The organism is Xanthomonas sp. BRIP62415 (genome assembly GCF_003993515.1).
In the GTDB taxonomy this organism is placed as follows: Bacteria; Pseudomonadota; Gammaproteobacteria; order Xanthomonadales; family Xanthomonadaceae; genus Xanthomonas; species Xanthomonas euroxanthea.
On sequence record NZ_QEZH01000006.1, the window covers coordinates 258677 to 283755 of the forward strand.

Genomic DNA, 25079 nt, shown 5'->3' on the forward strand with positions numbered 1-25079 from the left:
GGAGCGGCCCCCGATCCCAACCCGGGCCTGACGGCAAGGCGGGTGCAGGTGGCCTGGGTCATTCGCTCCCCCGCCGGGCGCGGTCGATTGCGCAGGCACGGCAAGTGCACCGGGCCGAGCAGCGAAGCCTTGCGACATTCAGATGCCAGCGGATCGGCCGGCGGGCACGGCGACCGCGCGCTGACCAGCCATCAAGCAGGCCCGGCCGCACATGCTCAAGTTGCCCGTCGCTTCGCCGTTACCTGGGGCGACCTACCTTGCCCAGACCTGACCTGCCGACCACGCCATGACTGTCCTGTTGCCGCCCGTGCCCGTTCCCGCCGACGACGCCTTGCGCGTGGAGGCGGTACGTCGGTTGGGGGTGCTGGACACCGAGCCGGAGGCCGAGTTCGACGATATCGCCTGGCTGGCTGCACACATCACCGGCGCCCCGATGGCGCTGGTGTCGCTGCTGGACGCCGACCGCCAGTGGTTCAAGGCACGTTGCGGCACCGATCTGGAAGGCACCCCGCGCGCCATGTCGTTCTGTTCCTATACGGTGATGGGGACCGAGCTGCTGGAAGTGCCCGATGCCGTGGCCGATGCGCGTTTTGCGCGCAACCCGCTGGTCACCGCCGCGCCAGGGGTACGCTCGTATGTGGGCGTGCCGCTGATCGGCCGCGAAGGCTATGCCTACGGCACCCTGTGTACGCTCAGCACCCAGTCGCGCCTGCTCGACGAGAGCCAGAAGCAAGGCCTGATCCGTCTGGCGCGCCAGGCGGTCAGCCAACTGGAGGCGCGCCGCGACCGGCTGGCCGCGCAAGCGCAGCGGCAGACCCTGAGCCGCCTGCTGGAAGCCATGCCCGATGGCGTGGTGTCTTGCGACAGCGACGGGCTGCTGCATGAGTTCAACCACGCCGCGCGGCAATGGCACGGCACCGATCCGCGCCTGTTGCCGCCATCGCAATGGGCGCAGCACTTCGACCTCTACACTGCCGACGGCAGTGCGCTGCTGCCCACCGAGGCCATTCCGCTGGTGCGCGCCTGGGCCGGCGAGCACGTGCGCAATGCCGAGATGGTGATCCGCTCCACCGGCCAGCCGGCACGCAGCGTGCTGTGCAATGCCGATCCGGTGGTCAGCGACCAGGGCGTTGCCCTGGGTGCCGTGTGCGTGATGCATGACATCACCCAACTGCGCGATGCCTCGGCTGCGTTGGCGGGCGAGCGCGCACGCCTGCAGTCGCTGGTGGACGCTTCGCAGGATGTGGCGATCATCGCGTTCGACCCGAATGGGCGCATCGAATTGTTCAATCCCGGTGCCGAACGCCTGCTGGGCTACGCGGCGGACGAGGTGGTGGGCAGCTGCCCGGCGCAGTTCCATCTGCCGGCCGAGCTGGAGCGGCACATGGCCACGCTGGCGTTGTCGCCGCCGTCCTACCTCAAGCTGGCCGCCGCCGCCGCGGGCGATCAGCTGGAAGAAGAAATCTGGACCCTGGTGCGAAAAGACGGCGGATTGCGGCGCGTACGGCTGTGCTTCAACATCATCCACGACGCGCAGCAGGGGGTGTCCGGCTACCTGGCCATGGCCATCGACGTCACCGCCGAGCTGCAGGCGCAGGCCGCCGCGCAGCTGGCGGCGGAACACTTCAGGGGGGCGTTCGAAACCGCCCCGCAGGGCATGGCGATCGTCTCGCTGGACGGCGCCTGGCGCGACGTCAACCCGTCGCTGTGCAGCATCCTGGGATATCCGCGTGAGCAGTTGTTGCGCACCACCTTCCAGACCATCACGCATCCGGACGACCTGGATGTGGACCTGCGCCTGGTGGAAGAGCTGATCGACGGCAAACGCGACAACTACAGCCTGGCCAAGCGCTACATCAGCCAGCAGGGCGCGCTGATCTGGGCGCAGCTGTCGGTGTCGCTGGTGCGCGACAGCAGCGGCGCGCCGGTGCATTTCGTCTCGCAGATCCAGGACGTCACCGAACGCCATGTCGCCGCCGAACGCCTGGCCGAAAGCGAAGCGCGGCTGCGTGCGATCAGCGATGCCACGCCCACCCTGGTGGGGCACTACGATGCCGCGCAGCGCTGCCTGTTCGCCAACCAGGCGCATCGCGACTGGCTCGGCGTGGAGCCGGCCAGCCTGGTCGGCTCCACGATCACCCAGGTGCTGGGCGAGGACCTCGGTGCGGACGCGCGCGCTGCGCTGGCGCAGGTGAGCACCGGGCAACGGGCCAGCTTCGAACACGTCCTGCGTGGCGGTGCGACACCGCGCGATGTGGAAATCACCCTGGTGCCGGAAGTGCAGGGCACGGCGACGCAGGCGCAGGGATTCTTCCTGATGGCGCACGATGTCACTGCGCACAAGTCCCTGCACCGGCTGATGCACGAACGCGCCACCCGCGATGCCCTGACCGGCCTGCCGAATCGCCACGCCTGGTCCGAGGCGCTGCAGGTCGCGGTGACCCAGGCGCAACAGCAGCAGTGCGCGGTCGCGGTGATGTTCCTGGACCTGGACGGCTTCAAACGCATCAACGATGTCCATGGCCACCGTGCCGGCGACGCGGTGCTGGTCGCCTTCGGCCGCTGCCTGCAGCAGGCCGCAGGCAGCCGCTATCTGGTGGCACGCCTGGCCGGCGACGAGTTCGTGGTGTTGCTGGACGACCTGCAGGATCCGCAGACCGAATGCGCCGCAATGGCAGAACGGATTCGCACCGCGGCCGCAGCGGGCGCCGTGTTCGGGGAGCAGCATCTGCCGATCCACCCAAGCATCGGCGTCGCCTGGCAACACGGCCAACACGCCGACGCTGCCAGCCTGATGCATGCGGCAGACGAAGCGATGTACGCCGCCAAACGCGCCCGCTGCGGCAACGCCACCGCCCCCACCGGACGCGACGCCTCGCGCTGACGCAATGCATCCAGCACTATTGCCTTCTCCCCCTCCGGGAGAAGGTGCCCGAAGGGCGGATGAGGGCATGCCCTGCCCATAAAGTCGCGTCAGTCAGAAGTGCGCGTTGCACGGATCGATGTGGCGCTGGCAATGCAATCGCATCGATCGATGGTCACTGTCCGCGGCGTTGAAGCTCTAGATCCCTGTCGTGTTTAGAGGCGATAACCGTATGGATGCGTCGAGTGCAGAGCGGCTGATCTGCGGCCTGGCTGCAGGTCCCTTGCCCGCCCACCATCGCGGGACACGCTGCAAGTACGTCCCTGTAAGCTCTTACGCGGCATCCATGCCGCGTAAGGTCCCGCGACGGCGGGCAGGCAAGGACCCGTCAGAAGGGTCGGTGCGCATGGTTACGAGCAGGACAGGGGCATGCGTTGTCCGGATCACCGCGCCCCCGATCCGCCGCCCCCGATCCGCTGCTCCCAGGCAGGCGCACCAGTGCCGTGCCTGCCGTTTCTTCCCGCCGCGCAAAAACGCGGGCGATCACCCCATCGATCAAGCCGCCTGCACGACCGAGCGTCGTTGCGGCAGCGCAGCCTGCTGCGGCACCAGGCGGAACACCGCCACGGCGCGCGTCAGATCCGCCGCCTGATCTTCCATGCTGCGTGCCGCGGCGGTGGCTTCTTCCACCAGCGCCGCGTTCTGCTGGGTCATTTCATCCAGCTGCATCACCGTGGTGCTGACCTGCTCGATGCCGGCGCTTTGCTCGGTGCTGGCGGCGGTGATCTCGGCCATGATGTCGGTCACCCGCTTCACCGAGCTGACCACCTCGGTCATCGTGCTGCCGGCCTGCTGCACCAGGTCCGAGCCCTGCGCCACTTTTTCCACCGAATCGGAGATCAGCTGCTTGATCTCCTTGGCGGCGCCGGCCGAACGCTGCGCCAGTGCGCGCACTTCGGTGGCCACCACCGCAAATCCGCGGCCCTGCTCACCGGCGCGTGCCGCTTCCACCGCCGCATTCAGGGCCAGGATATTGGTCTGGAACGCGATGCCGTCGATCACCCCGATGATGTCGGAGATGCGCGCCGACGATTGCGTGATCGCCTGCATGGTGGTGACCACTTCCTGCACCACGCGCCCACCGCTCTCGGCCACCTCGCCGGTGCCCTTGACCAGCTGATTGGCCTGGCGCGCGTTGTCGGCGTTCTGGCGCACGGTGGAGGTGAGTTCTTCCATCGACGCGGCGGTTTCTTCCAGGTTCGCGGCCTGATGCTCGGTACGCGTGGACAGGTCGGCATTGCCACTGGCGATCTCGCCGGCGGCGGTGTTGATCATCTCGGCCGAGTGCTGGATGCCCTGCACGATGGTGGTCAGCTGGATCGCGGTGCGGTTGGCCGCATTGGCCAGGCGGCCGAATGCGCCCTCGTAATGCGATTCCACCCGCTGCGACAGGTCGCCATCGGCAATCGCGGCCATGATGCGGCCGACATCGTCCAGGCCTGCATCGGCCTGCTGCATCAGCCGGTTCAAGGCCTGCACCATCTCGGCGAACGCGAACTGGTAGCGCGCCTGCTCGCCGCGTGCGGAGAAGTCGCCGCGCGCGGCCGCATCGGCCAGGCGTGCGATGTCGCTGTTGATCGCCGACAGATTGCCCTTCACCGTATCCAGCGCCTCATGCAGCGCCGCGCGCTGGCCGGGCAGGCGGCGCATGTCGCGGCGCAGATCGCCACGGCCATACTCGCCCATCAGGTCCATCGCCTCGTTGATGGCATCCAGATGCTCGAATACCACCGTGTTCACGCCGTGCGCCAGGGTGCCGTAATCGCCGGGGAAATCCTCCGGAATGCGGTGCGCGATGTTCTCGCCCTGCTGCAGCCGGATCATGGTCTGCATCTCGCCGTTGAAGCGCTGCAATTGGGTCTGCATCTGCTGCATGCTGTGCATCAGCTGGCCGGTTTCGTCGCGCGACTCGACCCGGATATCGTTATCGAAGTGGCCCGAGGCAATCGCCTCGGCGGTGCGCGATGCTGCGCGCAGCGGTGCCGCCATCGCCGAGGCGATCAACCAGCACAGGCCGATCACCATGGCCACCAGGGCGCCGCCGATCAAGGTCAGGGTGCGGGTGAAACCCCAGGCCTGCACCTGGATGTCCTCGGCGTACACGCCCATCACCAGCACCCAGTTCCAGGCCGGAAAGGTCTTGGCATAGCTGATCTTGGGCAGCTGTTCCTGCTTGCCCGGCTTGGGCGCATCGTAGTAACTGAAGCCGTCGCCGCGCTCGATCGCGGTCTTGATGTCACGATAGACGTACTGCCCGGCATCGCTCTTGTAGTCGCTCATGTCGGTGCCGACGGCGCGCTTGGGATGCATCAGGATGCGCATCTGCGGGTCGACGATGAAGAAGTAGTCCACGCCGTCGTTGGTGCGCATGTCCGCCAGCGTGGTGCGCGCAGCTTCCTTGGCCTGTTCGACCGTCAGTTCGCCGGCCTTGGCCTTGTCGGCATAGTGCTGCATCACGGTCAGGCCCATTTCCACCTCGGTCTTGACGCTGAGCTTGCGCGCCTCGATCAGGTCCAGATACTGCAGGCGTGCCGCGGCCACTGCCAGCAGGATCACGCCCACCGTCAACAAGCTGCACAGCAGGACGAACTTGCGGGTGAGCGGGAGATTGGCAACGTGACGACGCAACAGGGACACGACAGGCATGGCAACGAGATCCAGAACGCGCGCAAGGCGCTATGTCTTGGATAGCGGCTGATTCACATGCGGATTGAATGCTAATTGCGGCAGCGTTCGCTTGCGACAGCTGCAATGTAGGGGCGCCCCCGGGGCGCGATGGGGCGTTATCGATAACGCCCCATTGCGCCCGGGGGCGCTCCTACAAGGTCATGGGCATCGATCCAGCGATCGATGGGTGACGCGACATTGGTGACTTGCAGACTGTCGGCAGCGTGCAAGCAGCGGCGGACACGCACTGCGTGACCGCCTTATTGCATCAGCCTGCCGCGCAGAAGCCGAACTCGGCCGTCGCACCGGCCGCCAGGGTGCGGTTGAAGTCCACACCGCTGGCCTTGAGCGTGCTGCCGCTCTGCGACCAGGTGACGTTCCAGGCATTGTTGACGGTACCGGTGACCGGCAGCGAGATCGCCCAGGTGCCGCTGGCGGTGCCGGTATTGGTGACCTGCACGCGATTGCAGTAGCCGCCGTTCCACTGGCTGTCCACGCTCACCTTGGTGCTGAAGCTGCCGCTGGGTGTCGGCGTCGGTGTCGGTGTGGGGGTCGGAGTCGGAGTAGGAGTAGGTGCGGGCGTCGGCGTGGTGCTGCTCAGCGTGCCCCACAGCGTCCGCAGCAGCGCCATCTTGTCTTCGCGCACGCTGGTCCAGTCGTCGCGCAGGATGCCGCCGGTGTCGCCGCTGTTGGGATTCCACGACCAGTAGAAGCCTTCGTTGATGCCCTTGCTGCGCAGGTACTGCACCAGCGCGTCCTGCCAGACCTTGTCGCGTGCGTCGCCTTCGCCATACTTGCCGCCGAATTCGCCCAGCAGCAGCGCATACGTGCCGGCGAACTGGCCGAAGTGACGGTCCCAGATCGCAGGCATGTTGTTGGGGAACGTGCTGTCGTTGAAGTACGCCTGCGCGTACACGTCCGGCCCGTACACATGCGGTGCCAGCAGCAGCCGGTTGGCCGGAATGTTCAACGGGGTGCAGGCCAGCGGCTGCAGATTGCCGCCCCAGAAGATGCCGCCATTGGTCGAGCAGACCGGATTGTCGGTGATGCCTTCCACCGCGATGATCCATTTGGGCGCCACCGCCAGTACCGCGGCCGAACCGCGCTCGGCGGCCTTGTTCCAGTCGGTGGCCGCGTTGCCGGTGCCCCAGGTCGCGGCACCGTGCGGCTCGTTCTTCAGGTCCAGGCCGATCACGCTGGGCACGTTCTTGTAGCGGTTGGCGACAAAGCGCAGATCGTCCAGCCACTGCGCTTCGGAATACGAGCCGGTGTACCAGAGCTCGGAGATGGCAGCGCAGTCGGGGGTGTGGTGATCCAGCAGCACGTACATGCCGCGTGCGTTGAATTCGTTGATCACCTTGTCCAGGATCTGCAGCGAGCTCAGGCCCTGCAGATCGGCATTGAGGCTGTAGTCGATGCTGGTCGGCATCGTGCTGCTGCGCAGGGTGGCCGGGCAGAACGGCAGACGCACGGCGTTGAAGCCCAGGCCCTGCATCTGGTTGATCATGTCCTTCCAGTTGCGTGCCCACAGGCCATGCATGACATGGTTGCCGGTCTCGAAACCGAATACGTTGACGCCCTTGAGCTGGACCACCTTGCCGCTGTCGTCGACGATCTTGTTGTTGCTGATGGAGTAGCTGAAGGCCGGTGCGGCGGCGAGCGCCAGCGCCGTGGCCAGTGCGAGCGTACGTGCAGTCCTGAAGATGGACATGGTGGTCTCCCTAGCGAACCCGGCTCGACACCCGAACCCGGTGAGGGGGGCATCTTGGTCCGCGGCTGCGCCGTTTGGCGTGATCCGGCCCACAGAAAGGCGCATTGCCGCACCGATCACACGCCGGCTGCGGGCCGGTTCGCTTTCGCGCACACTATCGCCGTTGTGGCCTGTCCGCAGGCTGTCCTTTCTGTCCCCGGAGTGTCTTCCAATGTCTTTCCTGCGTGCCGAACTGGCGCAATGGCGCGCCTCGCCTGCGCGCGAACTGATGGCCGGTGCGGTCGCCACCTTTGCGCTGATTCCCGAAGTGATCGCCTTTGCGTTCGTGGCCGGTGTCGACCCGCAGGTGGGGCTGTTCGCGTCGTTCGTGATCGGGATCGTCATCGCGTTCTTCGGCGGGCGCCCGGCGATGATTTCCGCCGCGGCCGGGTCGGTGGCCCTGGTGGCCGCACCGCTGGTGGCCGCACACGGCTTGCCCTATCTGCTGGCGGCCGGGCTGCTGGCCGGTGCGGTGCAGATCCTGTTCGGCCTGTTGCGGCTGGGCGTGCTGATGCGCTTTGTCAGCAGCTCGGTGCGCACCGGCTTCGTCAATGCGTTGGCGGTGCTGATCTTTGCCGCGCAGCTGCCGCATCTGCAGCACGCCAACCTGGCCACCTGGGGCATGTTGGCGTTGGGCCTGCTCATCATCTACGGCCTGCCACGGCTGCCGCTGCCGGGCGTGTCGGCGATTCCGTCGCCGTTGCTGTGCATCCTGGTGCTGACGCTGCTGGGCTCGGCCCTGCATCTGCCGCTGGAGACGGTGGCAGACCTGGGCAAGCTGCCCGACGCGCTGCCATTCCTGCAATGGCCGGCGGTGCCGCTGACGCTGGAGACCTTGCGCATCATCGCCTTGCCGGCGCTGGCCATTGCGATGGTGGGGCTGCTCGAATCGCTGATGACCGCACGCGTGGTGGACGAACTCACCGACACTCCGAGCAACAAGAACCGCGAGTGCACCGGGCTGGGCCTGGCCAACACCGCTGCCAGTCTGTTCGGCGGCATCGCCGGCTGCGGCATGATCGGGCAGACCGTGGGCAACGTGAAGTACGGCGGGCGCGGCCGTCTTTCGACCCTGTTCGCCGGCGTGTTCCTGCTGATCCTGATGGTGCTGCTCAAGCCGTGGGTCTCGCAGGTACCGGTGATCGCCTTGGTGGCGATCATGGTGATGGTCTCGGCCGAGACCTTCGACTGGCGTTCGCTGCGCACCGTGGTCACCCATCCGCGCACCTCCAGCGTGGTGATGCTGGCCACCGTGGCGGTGACCCTGGCCACCCGCAACCTGGCCGCCGGCGTGGCGGTGGGCGTGGTGCTGAGCGGTGTGTTCTTCACCTTCAAGGTGGCCGGGCTGCTGCAGATCACGCACAGCGACGGCGACGAAGGCGTGCGCACCTACCACGTGCGCGGGCAGGTGTTCTTCGCCTCGGCCGACGTGTTCATCGACGCCTTCGACGCGCGCCAGGTGCCTGGTCGCGCGGTGGTGATCGATGTCAGCCGCGCGCATTTCTGGGACATCACCGCGGTGGCGGCGCTGGACAAGGTGGTACAGCGGCTGCGCCACCATGGGCTGGAGGTCCAGGTCAAAGGCCTGAATGCCGGCAGCCGGCGGCTGATGCAGGCGCACGCGCTGGGCGACGATGCGCTGGAGTCCGCATTGCCCTGAGCGGCGCAGGGATGCAGGCCTGTCGCGCGCCTGCACATCCGTGTACGCCGGCTGGCCGTGCGCGGCGGCCGCCGGCGGGCAGACTCAAGTTCGCGCGCGCAGCGCCGATGAACCGGCATCGAGATTGCCGGTAACCCGTCGTGATGCCAGTGCGTTCCAGCCCGAGAGGTGTGCCCGCGTGCCGTGACCGGCGCTGCGGGCCTGCGTCCGCCCGCGGGATGGTGCGGCAATGACCACGGCACCGTTGCTGGAACGCATGGTGGACCTGACCGCCATCCGCGACGCCGATCTGCTCGATCTGAGCCTGTTGCGCACCATGCGCGAGGTCTGCGCGTCCGAGGAGCTGTCGTTGCTGCGCATCGCCCCGGATGGCCGCACCATGGCCGAGACGCGGCTGCGCGAGGATGGCCGGCTGTCGCTGACGGTGGCCGACATCCACGACGCGCACCTGCGCACGCAGCTGGCCGACCTGCACGGGCCGGGCGATGTGGTGCAGTTGCAGCAGGACGGCCGCGCGTTGCTGGTGTATCCGATGATGGAAGCACGCGGGATCCGCACCTGCCTGCGCGTGGGCGGCACGCGCGCACCCGGCGCCGCCGAGCAGGTGATGCTGCAGGGCTTCGCACGTTTCTTCCAGAATTACCGCAGCCTGCTCGACGATGCCCAGCGCGATGCGTTGACCGGCCTGCGCAATCGCAAGACCTTCGACGATGTGATCCTGCGCCTGTTCTCCGGTGGCGCGGATGCAGCGGCCAGCGAAGGCGTGTGGCTGGGGATCGTGGACATCGACCACTTCAAGCGCGTCAACGACGGCTTCGGCCATCTGTATGGCGACGAGGTGCTGCTGCTGGTGGCCCAGTTGATGCAGCGCTGCTTCCGTCAGGACGACCTGCTGTTCCGCTTCGGTGGCGAAGAGTTCGTGATCGTGTTGCGCGGAGTGGATCGCGACACGGCGGTGGCGTTGTTCGAGCGCTTCCGCGTGGCGGTGGCCGAGCATGTATTTCCGCAGGTCGGCAAGGTCACGCTCAGCGCCGGCATCGTCGAGCTGACCGACGGCCGGCTGATCAGCCAGTTGCTCGACGAGGCCGACAAGGCGCTGTACTGGGCAAAGCAGCATGGCCGCAACCGCGCCGAGGTCTACGCCGAACTGGTGGCCAGCGGGCAGATGCGGCAGGTTGCCCAGCAGGTCGGCAGCGTCGACCTGTTCTGAGACGCATCGGCGCTCGCCGGCGGCAGCGCTGCAGTGTTGGCCGCCGCGGCATGCGGCGGCTGGACGCCACCCGGCGCCATGACGCGCCCGCACAGCGCAGGCCGCGCGTCGGTGGCAGCATCGTCACATGGCATCGCCACCTGGCCATGTCGATCAGTGCTGCGTCGCTGCCACTGCACGTCGTCGCGCATCGGTGTCCGCCGTGCACACCCGATTGAACGCCGCAGTGGCTACACTCCAGGGCTGTTCGGACACTACCTGGGTGCTGCAGTGAAGCGAGTTGTTACCAAACGCGTTGCAATGGGAATGTTGGCGATGGCGGTCTCGACCGCACTGATGGCGGCCACGCCGACCTTCGATGGCGCGCGCATCTCGCGCGACGTCAAGGAGCTGGCCTCCGATGCCTACGAAGGCCGCGGCCCGGCCACTGCCGGCGAAGAAAAGACCATCGCCTACCTGAGCAAGCAGTTCGCCGCTGCCGGCCTGCAACCGGGCGGCGATCTGCGCGACGGCAAGCGCGCCTGGACCCAGGCGGTGCCGCTGCGCCGCGCCGATATCGTCGGCACCCCGACCATCGCCCTGCAGCATGCCGGCAAGCCGCAGGCGCTGACCCAGGGCAAGCAGATCGCCATCCGCGCCGCGCTGGACGGCTCGTCCAAGGTCGACATCGCCAACGCACCGCTGGTGTTCGTCGGCTACGGCGTCAAGGCGCCGGAGCGCGACTGGGACGACTTCAAGGGCGTGGACCTGAAAGGCAAGATCGCGGTGGTGCTGATCAACGACCCGGATTTCGAAACCGGCAAGGGCGCCTTCGACGGCGCCGGCATGACCTACTACGGCCGCTGGACCTACAAGTACGAAGAAGGCGCACGCCAGGGCGCGCTCGGCGTGCTGGTGGTGCACGAAACCGCGCCCGCCTCCTACGGCTGGGACACGGTGGCCAGCTCCAACACCAACACCATGTTCGATGTGGTGCGCGACAACCCGCGCGCCGCGCATCCCACCCTGGAAGGCTGGATCCAGCGCGACCTGGCCGCCGACCTGTTCAAGCAGGCCGGGCTGGATTTCGACACCTTGAAGAAGCAGGCGCAGACGCGCGGCTTCAAGCCGGTGGAACTCAAGGGCCAGGGGTTGAGCGCCAGCTACCAGGTCAAATCCGATGTGATCACCTCGCACAACGTGGTGGCGCGGCTGGATGGCAGCACGCATCCGGATGAAACGCTGATCTACAGCGCGCATTGGGACCACATCGGCGTGGGCAAGCCGGACGCACGCGGCGACACCATCTTCAACGGCGCGCTGGATAACGCCAGCGGCACGGCCGCACTGCTGGAACTGGCGCGCGGCTTTGCCGCCGGCCCCAAGCCGCAGCGCTCGGTGGTGTTCCTGGCCGTCACCGCCGAAGAAAAGGGCCTGCTGGGCTCGGAGTTCTACGCCTCCAAGCCGCTGTACCCGCTGGACACCACGGTGGCGGTGATCAACATGGACGGTATGAGCCCGTTCGTGCCGTCGCGCGATTTCGGCATCTACGGCACCGCAAAACTCCAGTTGCTCGATCAGCTCAAGACCGTCGCCGGCCAGTGGAAGCTGCGCTACACGCCCGATCCCAAGCCGCAGGCGGGGTACTTCTTCCGCTCGGATCATTTCTCCTTCGCCAAGCGGGGCGTGCCGGCGCTGTCGTATGCGGCCGGGCAGGATTGGGAAGTGGGCGGCGTGGCCGCAGGCAAGGCCGCCTCCGACGACTACACCGCCAAGCGCTATCACCAGCAGGGCGATGAGTGGAAGCCGGACTGGACCTTTGCCGGTGCGGCGCGTGACCTGGGCGTGCTGTACGCGCTGGGCCAGCAGCTGGCCGATTCGCGCCAGTGGCCGAACTGGAGCAATGATTCGGAGTTCCGCGCCACCCGCGATGCCAGCGAGGCGGCGCGCAAGTAGGACCGGCTGACGCGGCGACGGCGCTTCCATCAGCGGCGTCGCTGTTGCCCGATGCGGCATGTGCCCCGTGTGCATGCCGCCATCCGGCTCAAGCCACGTGCCTGGTGCTCGGGGGTCTTGTCAGTTGCTTCAAGGCGGTGAGCCTGCGTTGTCCAGGCAGGCCCTGGGTGCCATGCATGCGTCGTTTTGCAAAGCGGCTGACAAGTGGCCTGGTTCTCATGCCAATGCCAGCGCATCGGCGTGCGGTGAGGGCGCCAGAGCGGCGGAGCCGCGGGTTGGCTGCCGGGCCCTTGCCCGCCCACCATCGCAGGACACGCCGCAAGTACGTCCTTGTAGGCTCTGGCGCGGCATCCATGCCGCTCAAGGTCCCGCGACGGTGGGCGGGCAAGGACCAGTCGAGATGGCGGTGTGCGTGGTGCAAGCAGGGCATGGCGTGCGTTGTTCGAATCACGTTGCGTCCGATCAGTGCCCCGTGCAAGCCGAGCGGCAGACAGGCTTCCAACACGCAACCTGCAAATGTCTCGTCTGCTCACCGCATGTCGAGCAACACGCTTTCAAGAAAACAGCCGGTCAACTCTCTGGTGCGGTGTCCTCGCCGTTCGCGGGACCGTGTGGCGGCCTGGAGGCCGCCACCGAGCCCCCAGGGATGGGTTCACGGCGTGTCCCGCGAGCGGTGAGGGCGCCGCGCCCTCGACGCGCCAGGCGTTTGACCTGGCTTTCTGACTGCATCTAGATGCAGCACCGACGCGAGAATCCCGGTTGTCTTGAAGCGGTTACAGGGTGCGGAACGCATCGTCCCTGACCAAAACCAAGGTCGGCGCGGGGCCTATAACGCTGATTTCGGGATCCCATGGTGCGCGCCTGCCGTCGCAATCCGGTCAACGTCATCGCCGCGATCGCCAGCGCCGGCAGGCTGTCGCTACAACCGATTGCGCCTCCTGGCACATCTATTGCATTTGTCTGACACGACAGCGTGGTTTGACGCCCGTGACGGCACGCGTGCCAGACTGCAATCTGTTGGGGTAGCGTTCGGTCGCTGCGGCGTAGTCTGCCGCGCGGTCCTCGTCAGGTGGGGCGAAGACTGCAGCGCGGCCTTCGTTTCCTTTAACGGTCGATTCTTTAAGATGAGCCGCGGCGTCATCGTCGCAGCCAGGAGAGCTTGTGCATCGGAGTGGTCTTAGAGCTGCTAATTCTGCGTCGTGGTCGCGCACCGCCGGGCCTGCCCGGACCAGGGTGCATGCGACGGCGGCGCCACGCGTAGCGGGTAGGGATCTTCCGCTTCAGCCCACACTGCCGCGATCGTGCGGCGGGCAGCCTTGATGGACGGCACAGTGACTCTTTCCCCCGCACCAACCGATCTTCCCCCCGTTTCCGCCCTCGACGCCGGTCAGCCCACGCTGCCACCGGAAGCGCCGCTGGCCATGCCCGAGCAATCCCTGCGCGAAGGCCGCCTGCAGGTGCCGCATCAGCGCACCGCGCCGGTCGGCATCGGCCTGCGGCGTTTCTATCTGATTGGCGGCACCGTCGCCACCACTGCGGTGGCGGTCTGGGTGATGTTGAGCGTGCTGTGGCCCGATGGCCTGAGCGTGCTGGAAGGCTGCCTGCTCGGCCTGTTCGTGCTGCTGTTTGCCTGGATCGCGATGTCCTTCGCCAGCGCGGTGGCCGGCTTCGTCACCGTGGTGGCGCGCGCCGGACGCAAGCTCGGCATCGACCCGGACGCTCCGCTGCCGACCCTGCACACGCGCACCGCGTTGCTGATGCCGACCTATAACGAGGACCCGCGCCGGCTGCTCGCCGGCCTGCAGGCGATCTACGAATCGGTGGCCGAGACCGGCCAGCTGGAGCATTTCGACTTCTTCGTGCTCAGCGACACCACCCGCGAACACATCGGCGCTGCCGAGGAACTGGTCTACAACGAGCTGTGCGATCGCGTCGGCGGACACGGGCGCATCTTCTACCGTCGCCGCGCCGACAATGCCGCGCGCAAGGCCGGCAATGTCGCCGACTGGGTGCGCCGTTTCGGCGGCAACTACCCGCAGATGCTGATCCTGGACGCCGACAGCGTGATGACCGGTGACACCATCGTGCGGCTGGTCGCCGGCATGGAAAACAATCCGGACGTGGGCCTGATCCAGACCCTGCCGGCGGTGGTCAACGGGCAGACCCTGTTCGCCCGCATGCAGCAGTTCGGTGGGCGCGTGTACGGGCCGATCATCGCCTTCGGCGTGGCCTGGTGGCACGGTGCCGAGAGCAATTACTGGGGCCACAACGCCATCATCCGCACCCAGGCCTTTGCCGACCACGCCGGGCTGCCGTCGCTGCGCGGGCGCAAGCCGTTCGGCGGCCATGTGCTCAGCCACGATTTCGTCGAGGCGGCGCTGATGCGGCGCGGCGGCTGGGCCATGCACATGGTGCCCTACCTGCAGGGCAGCTACGAAGAAGGCCCGCCCACGCTGACCGACCTGTTGATCCGCGACCGCCGCTGGTGCCAGGGCAACCTGCAGCACGCCAAGGTGGTCGGCGCCAAGGGCCTGCACTGGGTCAGCCGCATGCACATGCTGATCGGCATTGGGCATTACTTCACCGCGCCGATGTGGGGCCTGCTGATGCTGATCGGCATCGGCATTCCGCTGGCCGGTGGCGGCATCGATCTGGCCGGCGACCTGCCGTTCTCGCCTGCCCGCTACTGGCATGGCAGCAGCCAGGGCAATGCGATCTGGATCTTTGTCTGCACCATGTTCGTGCTGTTGGCGCCCAAGTTGCTCGGCTACATCGCATTGCTGCTCAACCCGCGCGAGCTGCGCGCCTGCGGCGGCGCGATCCGCGCGCTGCTGAGCATCCTGCTGGAAACCGTGCTGGCGGCCCTGATGGCGCCGGTGGTGATGTACCTGCAGTCGCGCGGCGTGTTCGAAGTGCTGGCCGGCAAGGATTCGGGGTGGGATGCGCAGGTGCGCGACGACGGCAAGCTGTCGTGGCCGGCGCTGTTGCGCAGCTACGGCGGGCTGACCGTGTTCGGCCTGTTCATGGGGGCGGTAGCCTATACCGTGTCGCCGTCGCTGGCAGCCTGGATGGCGCCGGTGATCGTGGGCATGGCGGTGTCGATCCCGGTGGTGGCGTTGACCTCGTTGCGTCGCACCGGCCTGGGCCTGCGCCGCGCCGGCATCTTCTGCATTCCCGAAGAGCTCGATCCGCCCAAGGTGCTGGTGCGAGCGGCCGAGCTGCGCCGCGCCGCCGCGCTGGAGCCGTCGCTGATCTGAGCGCCTGCCGGGCGCATGGCGGTATGGCCATGCGCAGCGTGAGCTACCCGCCTGTCCTGCCAGGCAGGCCGCGACAGTGGCGACCCGGGTCACGCGCATGTCGCTTGGCCGCTCCGTGAGCGGCCCGGCCGATGGCGCAAGGCATAATGCCCAGCCCGCAAGCGGAGCTGGATGATGCTGGAAGTGATCGAACGCGAGACCGGACCGAACCCGCAATGGACCGTGCTGTGGCTGCACGGCCTGGGCGCCGATGGCAGTGACTTCGCCCCGATGGTGCCGGAGCTGGTGCGCCCGCAGTGGCCGGCGCTGCGCTTCGTGTTTCCGCATGCGCCGGTCCGCCCGATCACCATCAACAACGGCGTGCGCATGCGCGGCTGGTACGACATTGTCGGCATGGATTTCGCCACGCGTGCCGACAAGGCCGGCATTGCCGAATCGGTGGCCCAGGTCGAGGCGTTGATCGCCCATGAGCAATCCCGCGGCATCGCCCCCGAGCGCATGCTGCTGGCCGGGTTCTCGCAAGGCGGCGCGGTGACCCTTGCGGTCGGGCTGCAGCGCCGCGTGCCGCTGGCCGGGTTGATCGCCCTGTCCACCTACCTGCCGGACTCGGCGGCGGCCGCCAGCCAGCTGCAGCCGGCTGCCTCCCGCCAACCGGTGTTCATGGCCCACGGCACGGCCGATCCGGTGGTGCCGTTCGGCGCCGGCCAGGCCAGCATGCAGACCCTGCGCACGCTCGGGTTCGAACTGGACTGGCACACCTACCCGATGGGTCACCAGGTCTGCCTGGAAGAGATCGAGGCCTTGCGCAACTGGATGCAGGCGCGCTTCACCGCCGCCTGAGGCCATGGCCCAGCACGCGCCCCAGATCGCCTGGATGCCGGACCTGTGCCGGCTGCCACGGTTGGGCGCCATGCTGGGCCTGGCCGAACTGGTGGTGCTGGTGGTGACCCTGGTGCCCGACGCCGGTGCTGCGCGCACTATCACCGTGTCGCGCTTTGTCTCGGCCAGCGGCCTGGCGCTGTGGCTGGCGCTGGCGGTCAGCGTGCTGCTGTGCGTGCTGCGGCCGTCGTTGTCGCGGCTGCCGCCACGCGTGGGCGCGCTGGCCGCGCTGTCGATCGCCGCGGTGGTGGCCATGCTAGGTGCCGGCATCGTGCATGCCCTGTATGCGGCGCTCGACCAGGCCCCGCTTGGCCCCTTGGTCGGCTTCTGGCGCTTCACCCTGGGCAGCGCGGCGACCGTGGTGCTGATCACCGCGCTGGCGCTGCGCTACTTCTACGTCAGCGACCGTTGGGAAGCACAGGTGCAGGCCAATGCGCGTGCCCAGGCCGATGCCTTGCAGGCGCGCATCCGCCCGCATTTCCTGTTCAACAGCATGAATCTCATCGCCAGCCTGTTGCGCCGCGACCCGGCGGTGGCCGAACAGGCGGTGCTGGATCTGTCGGACCTGTTCCGTGCCGCGCTCGGTGCCGGCGAAGGCGTGTCCAGCTTGCGCGCCGAATGCGAACTGGCCGAGCGCTATCTGGCGATCGAATCACTGCGCCTGGGCGAACGCTTGCAGGTGCGCTGGCATCGGCAGGAGCCGTTGCCATGGGAGCTGCCGATGCCGCGCCTGGTGCTGCAGCCGCTGGTGGAAAACGCCGTGCTGCATGGCGTCTCGCGCATGCCCGAGGGCGGCACGCTGTACCTGTCGCTGCGCCAGCGCGACAACCAGTTGCAGATCCGTATCGTCAATCCCGCCCCGCAGCCGGGCACCCAGTTGCCGCTGGTGGCCGGTGCCGGCCACGCCCAGGCCAGCATCTCGCACCGGCTGGCATTCCAGTTCGGTGCCGGGGCACGGATGGCGGCCAGCTGGGCCGAGGGCTACTATGCGTGTGAGATCACATTGCCGCTGCCGTGACGGGGGAGTCGCTGCAGCGAAGGGGGATGTCCATGACGGCCACGCAAGTGCGGGTGCTGATCGCCGATGACGAGCCGCTGGCGCGCGAGCGCCTGCGCATGCTGCTGGGTGAACATCCGCACGTCGAGGTGATCGGCGAGGCCGAAAACGGCCAGCAGGTGCTGCAGCAGTGCCACCACCTGCATCCGGATCTGGTGCTGCTGGACATCGCCATGCCCGGCGTCGACGGCCTGGAAACCGCGCGCCTGCTGCGCCAGAACCAGCCGCAGCCGGCGGTGGTGTTCTGCACCGCCTACGACCAGCATGCGCTGTCGGCCTTCGATGCCGCCGCGCTGGATTACCTGATGAAACCGGTGCGCCCCGAACGCCTGGCCGCCGCGCTGGAAAAGGTGGCCACCTTTCTGGCCGGGCGTGCGCCCAGCGCCGCGCCGCCGCCGCGCACACACCTGTGCGCACGCCTGCGCGGCAGCCTGCGGCTGATCGCCATCGGCGATATCCGCTACCTGCAGGCCGAGGAAAAATACGTCATCGTCCACCACAGCCGTGGCGAGGACCTGATCGAAGAGTCGCTCAAATCGCTGGAAGACGAGTTTGCCGATCGCCTGGTACGCATCCACCGCAATTGCCTGGTCGCGCGCGCCGAGCTGGTGGAGCTGCGCCGCAGCGGCGATGGCCAGGTGCATGCGGTGCTGCGCAACGTGCCGCACCCACTGGAAGTGAGCCGCCGCTGCGTGGCCAGCCTGCGCGAGCAGTTGCGCTAGCGCGCGGCATGCCGGGTGTGGCCGGGTGCATTGGCCGGTCGGCGGCGCGGTGTTGCGGGCGCCGGCGTGCGGCCCAGGTAGGAGTTCCGCGCCCGGTCCGTGATAATGGCCCGATGACCACGCTCCGCATCGCTACCCGTAAGAGCCCGCTCGCCCTTTGGCAGAGCGAACACGTCGCCACCGCGCTGCGCCAGCACCACCCGGGGCTGGAGGTCGCGCTGGTGCCGATGAGCACCCGTGGCGATGAGGTGCTGGACCGCTCGCTGGCCGCGATCGGCGGCAAGGGCCTGTTCCTGAAGGAGCTGGAGCTGGCGATGTTGCGCGGCGAGGCCGATTGCGCGGTGCATTCGCTCAAGGACGTGCCGATGGAGCTGGACGCGCCCTTCGTGCTGCCGGCGATCATGGAGCGCGGCGATGCGGCCGATGCGCTGGTGTCCAACCTCTACGCCAGCTTGCAGGCGCTGCCGCTGGGCGCGCGCGTGGGTACGTCCTCCCTGCGGCGACAGGCGCAGTTGCGCGCCGCGCGCCCGGATCTGGAATTGATCGACCTGCGTGGCAACGTCAACACCCGCCTGGCCAAGCTCGACAACGGTGGCTACGACGCCATCGTGCTGGCCTGCGCCGGCCTGCAGCGGCTGGGCCTGGATGCACGCATCACCGCGCGCCTGGACGTCCCCGACTGGTTGCCGGCGCCGGCCCAGGGTGCGGTGGCGGTGGAATGCCGTGGTGACGATGCGCGCATCCACGGGCTGCTGGCGGTGCTGGATGCCGGCCGCACGCGCGCCTGCGTGGAAGCGGAGCGGGCAATGAATCGCGCGCTGCACGGCAGCTGCCACGTACCGGTGGCGGCGTTCGCGCGTTGGGAGGGGCAGGGCCTGTTCCTGCAGGGCATGGTCGGCAGCGCCAGCGACGGACGCCTGATCCACGCCGAGGCGCACGGCAGCGCCGACGACACCGAGGCACTGGGCCGCCTGGTCGCGCAAGGCCTGTTCGACAAGGGCGCCGCGCAGCTGCTGGCCGAGCTGTAAACACGCCGCCGCGTCACCTGTACCTGTAACGCAGTCGGCATCGATGCGGCGGCAGGTGCAAGTCCAGCCCTCGCCGCCAAGCAGGCAGTACCGCCTCACGCAACGCCCGCTCCTCGTAGGAGCGGCCCCGGCCGCGAGGGGCTCTACCGGGAAAGCCCTTCGCGGCCAGGTCCGCTCCTACAGGGCGCGGTTGCGTATTCGAACGTGGGACCGATCGATCGACCGCCGCGTCGCGGCCTGTCCGCCAAAGGCACCGCTCTTCGTAGGAGCGGCCCCGGCCGCGAGAGGCTTTACCGGTGAAGCCCTTCGCGGCCAGGTCCGCTCCTACGGGGCGCGGTTGTTTATTTGAACGTGTAGACCAGGTTCACCGTGGTCAGCGTGTCGGTCTTCTTGTCGCCGTCGCTGACCTCGCTGTTGTGGCGCATCTGCCAGGCGGCCTTGAGCGCGAAGTGCGAGTTCATGCTGACCTGCACGCCGAAATCGTTCTGCGCGTAGGTGTTGTATTCGCCCGATTCCACCAGCAGCGTGTTGATCAGGTCGGTGTTGTCGGTGACGGTGTACTTGAGGTCGAACAGCCCGCGCCCGATCAGGCCGGTCTCGTTGCGGTCTTCGTCGCTGTTGTGCGCGCGCCGGATACCCGGGCCGATCTGCGCATCCAGATAGAAGCGCTCGGCATCGATCAGGCGCGTGCCGTAACCGATACCGAAGGTGGCCAGGCGGTCGTAGGTGGCAAAGTCGTCGTGTTCGTAGCGGCCGGTGGCGGTGAGCTGGCGGTGTTCGCCCAGCTGCAGCGCGCTGCCGGCGCTGCCGGTGTAACGCTCGGCCGTGGTCTGGCGTTCGCGCGAGGTGCTGCCGTCGTCGTTGGTATTGGTGTACTCGGAGCTGGAGCGCAGTGCGGTGGCATCCAGGCTATGGATCCAGTCGCCGTCGGTGTAGCGCAAGCGGACCCGGCCGTTGAGGCTGTCGGTGGTGCTGTTGCCATGGGCGGCGGCGTAGCCAAGCTCGCCACTGCTCCCGCTCCACGGCGACGGCATCACGGCGGCAGCGGGGTCCGCCGGTGCCGGTGCAACTGCCTGGGCCCAGACGGTGGGCGTGATCAACAACAGGGGCAGCAGGGCAGACAACGGGGCACGGCGGGACATGGGCGGCTCGCTTTGGAGGTCAGGGACGAAGAAGGGTGGAAGCGATTTCATGATAACGGACTGAGCGGCTGCGTCATGAGCGAGTGAACGCTACGCTTCAGAAGAGGTTGGGGCGCCGGCTCCGAAACGGCAGCGACTGGCCCGGTCGCGCACCTCGCAGGCAGATCCGGCCCGCGCGCAGCACAGGCGAACGCGCCGGCCACGGGGGCACCGCCGCGGCGGCGTCGATGCGGGCATGATTGCCGATAGACAGCGACGCTCACCCCGCCACGCAAAGACTCGGACATAATCGACGCATGGACCGCTACGAACGCATCAATTCCCTGCATCGCTTGCTCAAGTCGGCACGCTACCCGGTCACGGTGGCGCGGCTGCAGGATGAGCTGAGCTGTTCCCGCGCAACCGTGTACCGCGATCTGGCGTTCCTGCGCGATGCGCTGATGGCGCCGGTGGAAGGCGACGGCGAATCGGGGTTCCGTTATCTCTCTGGCGAAAGCGATCGCTTCGAGCTGCCTGGCCTGTGGCTGAGTTCGGAGGAGCTGCACGCGCTGCTGGCATCCCAGCAATTGCTGGCGCGCACCGGCGGCGGGGTGTTGTCCTCGATGCTGGCGCCGCTGCAGCAACGCATCGAAGGGTTGCTGGCCGCCCAGGCCGGTGTGTCGCAATGGCCGGTGGACCGGGTGCGGGTGATTCCGCACCGCGGCCGCAAGCTGGACGAGGCCAGCTTCCGCACCGTCGCCTCGGGTGTGCTGGAGCGCAAGCAGCTGAGCTTCGACTATCGCGCCCGTTCCACCGACGAATCGACCAAGCGCACCGTGTCTCCGCAGCGCATCACCCACTACCGCGACAACTGGTACCTGGACGCCTGGGACCACGGCCGCGATGGCGTGCGCAGCTTTGCGGTGGACCGCATCAACCACGCGCGGCTGCTCGAGAGCGTGCCGCGCGATGTGCCCGACAGTGAGCTGGACGAGCAGCTGGCGGCCAGCTACGGCATCTTTTCCGGCGCGCCAAAGGGCTGGGCCACCATCGTGTTCAGTGCCAAGGCCGCGCGCTGGGTTGCCGACGAGCATTGGCACTCCAAGCAGCAGGGCCGCTTTCTGGCCGATGGCCGTTATGAGCTCAAGGTGCCCTATAGCAACTCGCGCGAGCTGCTGATGGACGTGCTGCATTACGGCTCGGATGCGGAGATCGTCGAGCCGGTCTCGCTGCGCGAGCAGGCCAAGGCGCTGCTATCGCTGGCATTGAGCAACTACGACTGAGCGTGCGTCAGCGCTTGCTTGGCACTTCAAAACCCAGGCGGTCCACCTGCTCGCGCAACTGCGGCACGCGCTTGAGCTTGTCGGTGTAGATGGAATAGTCGTCGCGCATCTTGTCGACCAGCTTGCGGTACTGGTCGCGGCTCATGTCCGGCTTGCGCGCGAAGATCCAGGCCAGGTCGCGGCCGGGATAGGAAATCAGCATCCATGAGCCGTCCGGCGCGATTTCCAGGATGCGCTGCTTGGCCGGAATGACCTTGTAGAACCACACCCGCCAATCGCGGTTGCCGCTCTCGGCGTCCACCGAGGCGCGCGCGTTGACCTCCTTTTCCGGCTCGCCGAAGCCTTCGCGGTACAGATAGCGCACCGCCACCTTGCCGTCTTCGACCAGGGTGTACTCGTCGCGGCTGGTGACGTGGCCACGCTCCACCGGGTTGGGCATACGCGCAATCACGTACCAGGTGCCCATGATCTTGGACAGATCGACTGCCGGCTCGCTGGCAGGCGTGTCCTTGGCGGATGCCACGGGCAGGCCGAGGACGAACAGAAAAGCGAGGGCGATCGTAACGGTCAGGCGCATCGCAACATCACAAAGGGGCAGTTGGAGCAGCACACTACCGCATGCAGGGGGCAAGTTCGCGTCAACGGTCGGGTCTGGCGCACGCGGCTGTCTCAGGCGCGGCATCCGGGGACTGGGTCTGGGTACGGAAGAGGGTGCCGCTGGCGGCCTGGCGGTGCTGGTCGCGTTGCCGGGAGCGCCGCTGCGGCCGTGCCGGAGCGCCTTGGTGCCGGAGCTTTTGCTGGTTTCGCGGCCAGGTCGCAGCCGGTGAGATGGGCGCAGGCAATCCTGCCGGCCTGTTCCGATCCTTCCTGCCACGGAGTGCCGCCATGTCGATTCGTCCTTCCCGTCGTTCCGAACGTCCCGACCCGCGCGTGCTGCGCCCGGTCCGGCAGATCGCCCTGGCCGGCCTGGCCCTGGTGCTGGTATGGCCGGCCGCGCGCGGCCACAGCGAATGGATCGGCTGGCTGCCGCTGTGGCTGGTCGGCATGCCGATGCTGGCCTGGTGGAGCCTGCACCGGTTCGCGCTGCCGACCCTGGCGCGGCCCGGTGCGCGACGCGGCGCGCCACGTCGGCGCGGGCCGCAGGCGCAACGCCGACGCAGCACGTCGCGTGCGGCGACACAGGTGCGCGCGGCCTGACCTTCGGCAGGGTCGGGCGGGCGGAGGGCTATGCTACGTTCCCGGCGTTCGTTCTCCCGGAAACATTCATGTCCAAACTCGCCTCGATCTGCCTGGTTGCCGGTCTGATCACCGCTGGCGCCGTCTCTGCAGAGGAAACCGCCGTGTCCAACGATCCCTACGCCTGGCTGGAAGAAGTCTCCGGTGCCAAGTCGCTGGACTGGGTCAAGGCCCAGAACGCCAAGACCGAGGCGCGCCTGGCCGCCACGCCGGCCTTCAAGCAGATGGAAACCAGCATCCGCGAGGTGCTGGATTCGGATGCCAAGATCCCGGGCGTGCAGAAGATCGGCGAGTACTACTACAACTTCTGGAAGGACAAGCAGCACGAGCGCGGCCTGTGGCGGCGCACCACGCTGGACGAATACCGCAAGCCGGCGCCCAAGTGGGAAACGGTGCTGGACCTGGATGCGCTCAACAAGGCCGAAGGCGAGAACTGGGTCTGGCACGGTGCCGACTGCCTGCGCCCGGACTACCAGCGCTGCCTGATCGCGCTGTCGCGCGGCGGCGCCGATGCCGATGTCACCCGCGAGTTCGACCTGGCCGGCAAGCAGTGGGTCAAGGACGGCTTCTTCCGTCCCGAATCCAAGGGCGGGCTGGGCTGGATCGACCAGGACACCGTCTACGTGTTCACCGATTTCGGTGCCGGCACGATGACCAGCTCCGGCTATCCACGCATCGCCAAGCAATGGAAACGCGGCACCCCGCTCAGCGCCGCCACGGTGGTGTACGAGGGTAAGCCCACCGACATGTACATCGCGGCGATGCATGACGACACGCCCGGCTTCGAGCGCGATTTCGTCAGCCGCACGCTGGCCTTCTACAACGAGGAGCTGTACCTCAAGGGTGCCGACGGCAAGCTGGTCAAGGTGGACGCCCCCAACTCGGCCAGCAAGTCGGTCAAGCGGCAATGGCTGACCCTGGAGCTGCGCGACCCGTGGACCGTGGGCGGCAAGACCTACAAGGCCGGCTCGTTGCTGGCGACGCGGTTTGACGACTTCATGGCCGGCAAGCGCAGCTTCGATGTGCTGTTCGAGCCCACCGACAGCACGTCGCTGGCTGGCACGGCGTGGACGAAGTCGCACCTGGTATTGAACGTGCTGGAAGACGTCAAGAACCGCCTGAGCGTGATCACGCCCACGCAGGATGGCTGGAAGAAGAGCGCCTTCGTCGGTGCGCCGGCATTCGGTACCGTCGATGTCGGCGCGGTGGACAGCGACGACAGCGACGCGCTGTGGTTGACCGTCACCGACTACCTGACCCCGACCACCTTGTCGTGGGTGGAGGTGGGCAGCGCGCCGCAGCCGCTCAAGTCCATGCCGGCGTTCTTCGATGCCGGCAAGGACAGCATCGAGCAGCACTTCGCCACCAGCAAGGACGGCACCCGCGTGCCGTATTTCCTGGTGCGGCCCAAGGCGTTGACGCTCGATGGCAGCGCGCCGACCCTGCTGTACGGCTACGGCGGTTTCGAGATCTCGATGACGCCGAATTACTCCGGCGGACTGGGCCGCGCCTGGCTGGAAAAGGGTGGCGTCTACGTGGTGGCCAACATCCGCGGCGGCGGCGAATACGGTCCGCGCTGGCACCAGGCCGCGCTCAAGCAGAACCGCCACAAGGCCTATGAAGACATGGCCGCGGTGGCAAAGGATCTGGTCGCGCGCAAGATCACCTCGACCAGGCACCTGGGCGTGCAGGGCGGCAGCAATGGCGGCCTGATGACCGGCAACATGCTGACCCAGTATCCGGAGCTGTTCGGCGCGGTGGTGGTGCAGGTGCCGCTGCTGGACATGAAGCGCTACAGCCATCTGCTGGCCGGTGCCTCGTGGATGGCCGAATACGGCAACCCGGACACCGACGACTGGAAATTCATCCAGACCTTCTCGCCATATCACCTGTTCGATCCGAAGAAGACCTATCCGCCGGTGATCTTCCTCACCTCCACCCGCGACGACCGCGTGCATCCGGGCCACGCGCGCAAGATGGCCGCCAAGATGATCGAGGCGGGCAAGGACGTGACCTACTACGAGAACATCGAAGGCGGCCACGGCGGCGCAGCCAACAACGCGCAGGCAGCGCACATGGCGGCGCTGGCCTACAGCTTCCTGTGGGAGCGACTGGCCGATTGATCAGGCGTTGATCGAACGCAGTCGGTAACGCGATCGCGTTGCTCATGCGGTGCCTTGAAGAAGCCCTGGGCCAAGTGGCCAGGGCTTTTTTTCCTTCTCCCGCCGGGAGGTGCCCGAAGGGCGGATGAGGGTACGTGCGCACGCAACCGGCGACGCCGGGACGGGGCGCACGTACTGCCAGGCGCGGCTGCGGTGCTGGCCTCGCTTCAGCGCGAGGCCAGCCCGCAA

At 67.6% G+C, this 25079-nt stretch carries 15 protein-coding genes and 1 pseudogene; 12 read left to right on the forward strand and 4 right to left on the reverse strand.

Annotation, left to right across the window (positions count from 1 at the left end; translation table 11 throughout):
• Nucleotides 1-211 precede the first annotated feature (211 nt).
• Nucleotides 212-2884 (forward strand): annotated as a pseudogene (locus tag EO141_RS01435) (PAS domain S-box protein).
• A 534-nt stretch (nt 2885-3418) separates the two neighbouring features.
• Here the strand turns inward: EO141_RS01435 and EO141_RS01445 are convergent.
• Together EO141_RS01445 and EO141_RS01450 are read right to left on the reverse strand one after the other, a co-directional pair.
• Nucleotides 3419-5551, reverse strand: a complete 2133-nt coding sequence (locus EO141_RS01445; RefSeq protein ID WP_181116424.1) for a methyl-accepting chemotaxis protein — start codon at nt 5549-5551, stop codon at nt 3419-3421.
• A gap of 307 nt (nt 5552-5858) precedes the next feature.
• Nucleotides 5859-7301, reverse strand: coding sequence for a glycoside hydrolase family 5 protein (locus tag EO141_RS01450; protein WP_127168337.1), 1443 nt, complete (start codon nt 7299-7301; stop codon nt 5859-5861).
• Between the two features lie 211 nt (nt 7302-7512).
• Between EO141_RS01450 and EO141_RS01455 the strand changes: the two genes are divergently transcribed.
• From EO141_RS01455 to hemC, 8 genes are all read left to right on the forward strand, one after another.
• The gene (locus EO141_RS01455; protein ID WP_127168338.1) at nt 7513-9000 is read left to right on the forward strand and encodes a SulP family inorganic anion transporter; all 1488 of its coding nucleotides are present in this window, start codon (nt 7513-7515) and stop codon (nt 8998-9000) included.
• A gap of 229 nt (nt 9001-9229) precedes the next feature.
• Nucleotides 9230-10210 carry a GGDEF domain-containing protein gene (locus EO141_RS01460; RefSeq protein WP_164738999.1) on the forward strand — a complete coding sequence of 327 codons (981 nt, stop codon included), beginning with the start codon at nt 9230-9232 and terminating at the stop codon, nt 10208-10210.
• Nucleotides 10211-10516: 306 nt separating this feature from the next.
• Nucleotides 10517-12145 (forward strand): M28 family metallopeptidase, encoded by a 1629-nt coding sequence (locus tag EO141_RS01465; protein WP_127168379.1) that lies wholly within the window; start codon nt 10517-10519, stop codon nt 12143-12145.
• A gap of 1319 nt (nt 12146-13464) precedes the next feature.
• Nucleotides 13465-15402 (forward strand): glucans biosynthesis glucosyltransferase MdoH, encoded by a 1938-nt coding sequence (mdoH, locus tag EO141_RS01475; protein WP_104583741.1) that lies wholly within the window; start codon nt 13465-13467, stop codon nt 15400-15402.
• A gap of 171 nt (nt 15403-15573) precedes the next feature.
• Nucleotides 15574-16242 carry an alpha/beta hydrolase gene (locus EO141_RS01480; RefSeq protein WP_127168339.1) on the forward strand — a complete coding sequence of 223 codons (669 nt, stop codon included), beginning with the start codon at nt 15574-15576 and terminating at the stop codon, nt 16240-16242.
• A 4-nt stretch (nt 16243-16246) separates the two neighbouring features.
• The gene (locus EO141_RS01485; protein ID WP_127168340.1) at nt 16247-17299 is read left to right on the forward strand and encodes a sensor histidine kinase; all 1053 of its coding nucleotides are present in this window, start codon (nt 16247-16249) and stop codon (nt 17297-17299) included.
• 32 nt (nt 17300-17331) lie between these two features.
• Nucleotides 17332-18060, forward strand: a complete 729-nt coding sequence (locus EO141_RS01490) for a LytTR family DNA-binding domain-containing protein (RefSeq protein ID WP_164739000.1) — start codon at nt 17332-17334, stop codon at nt 18058-18060.
• Between the two features lie 113 nt (nt 18061-18173).
• Complete coding sequence (gene hemC / locus EO141_RS01495; RefSeq protein WP_104583745.1) at nt 18174-19088, forward strand: hydroxymethylbilane synthase; 915 nt, start codon at nt 18174-18176, stop codon at nt 19086-19088.
• A 341-nt stretch (nt 19089-19429) separates the two neighbouring features.
• On the opposite strand, the gene EO141_RS01500 is transcribed toward hemC, so the two are convergent.
• Nucleotides 19430-20230, reverse strand: coding sequence for a DUF481 domain-containing protein (locus EO141_RS01500; protein ID WP_104583746.1), 801 nt, complete (start codon nt 20228-20230; stop codon nt 19430-19432).
• A gap of 296 nt (nt 20231-20526) precedes the next feature.
• Here EO141_RS01500 and EO141_RS01505 point away from each other — a divergent pair, with 296 nt between their 5' ends.
• Nucleotides 20527-21492, forward strand: a complete 966-nt coding sequence (locus EO141_RS01505; RefSeq protein ID WP_024940221.1) for a YafY family protein — start codon at nt 20527-20529, stop codon at nt 21490-21492.
• A gap of 7 nt (nt 21493-21499) precedes the next feature.
• Here EO141_RS01505 and EO141_RS01510 read toward each other — a convergent pair whose 3' ends face one another.
• The gene (locus tag EO141_RS01510; RefSeq protein WP_104583747.1) at nt 21500-22069 is read right to left on the reverse strand and encodes a lipocalin family protein; all 570 of its coding nucleotides are present in this window, start codon (nt 22067-22069) and stop codon (nt 21500-21502) included.
• Nucleotides 22070-22377: 308 nt separating this feature from the next.
• Between EO141_RS01510 and EO141_RS01515 the strand changes: the two genes are divergently transcribed.
• Both EO141_RS01515 and EO141_RS01520 read left to right on the forward strand, forming a co-directional pair.
• A complete protein-coding gene (locus tag EO141_RS01515) occupies nt 22378-22689 on the forward strand; it encodes a hypothetical protein (RefSeq protein ID WP_104583827.1) in 312 nt (103 codons plus the stop codon).
• A gap of 68 nt (nt 22690-22757) precedes the next feature.
• Entirely contained in the window at nt 22758-24851 is a 2094-nt protein-coding gene (locus EO141_RS01520) for a prolyl oligopeptidase family serine peptidase (RefSeq protein WP_127168342.1), read from the forward strand.
• Nucleotides 24852-25079: the final 228 nt, after the last annotated feature.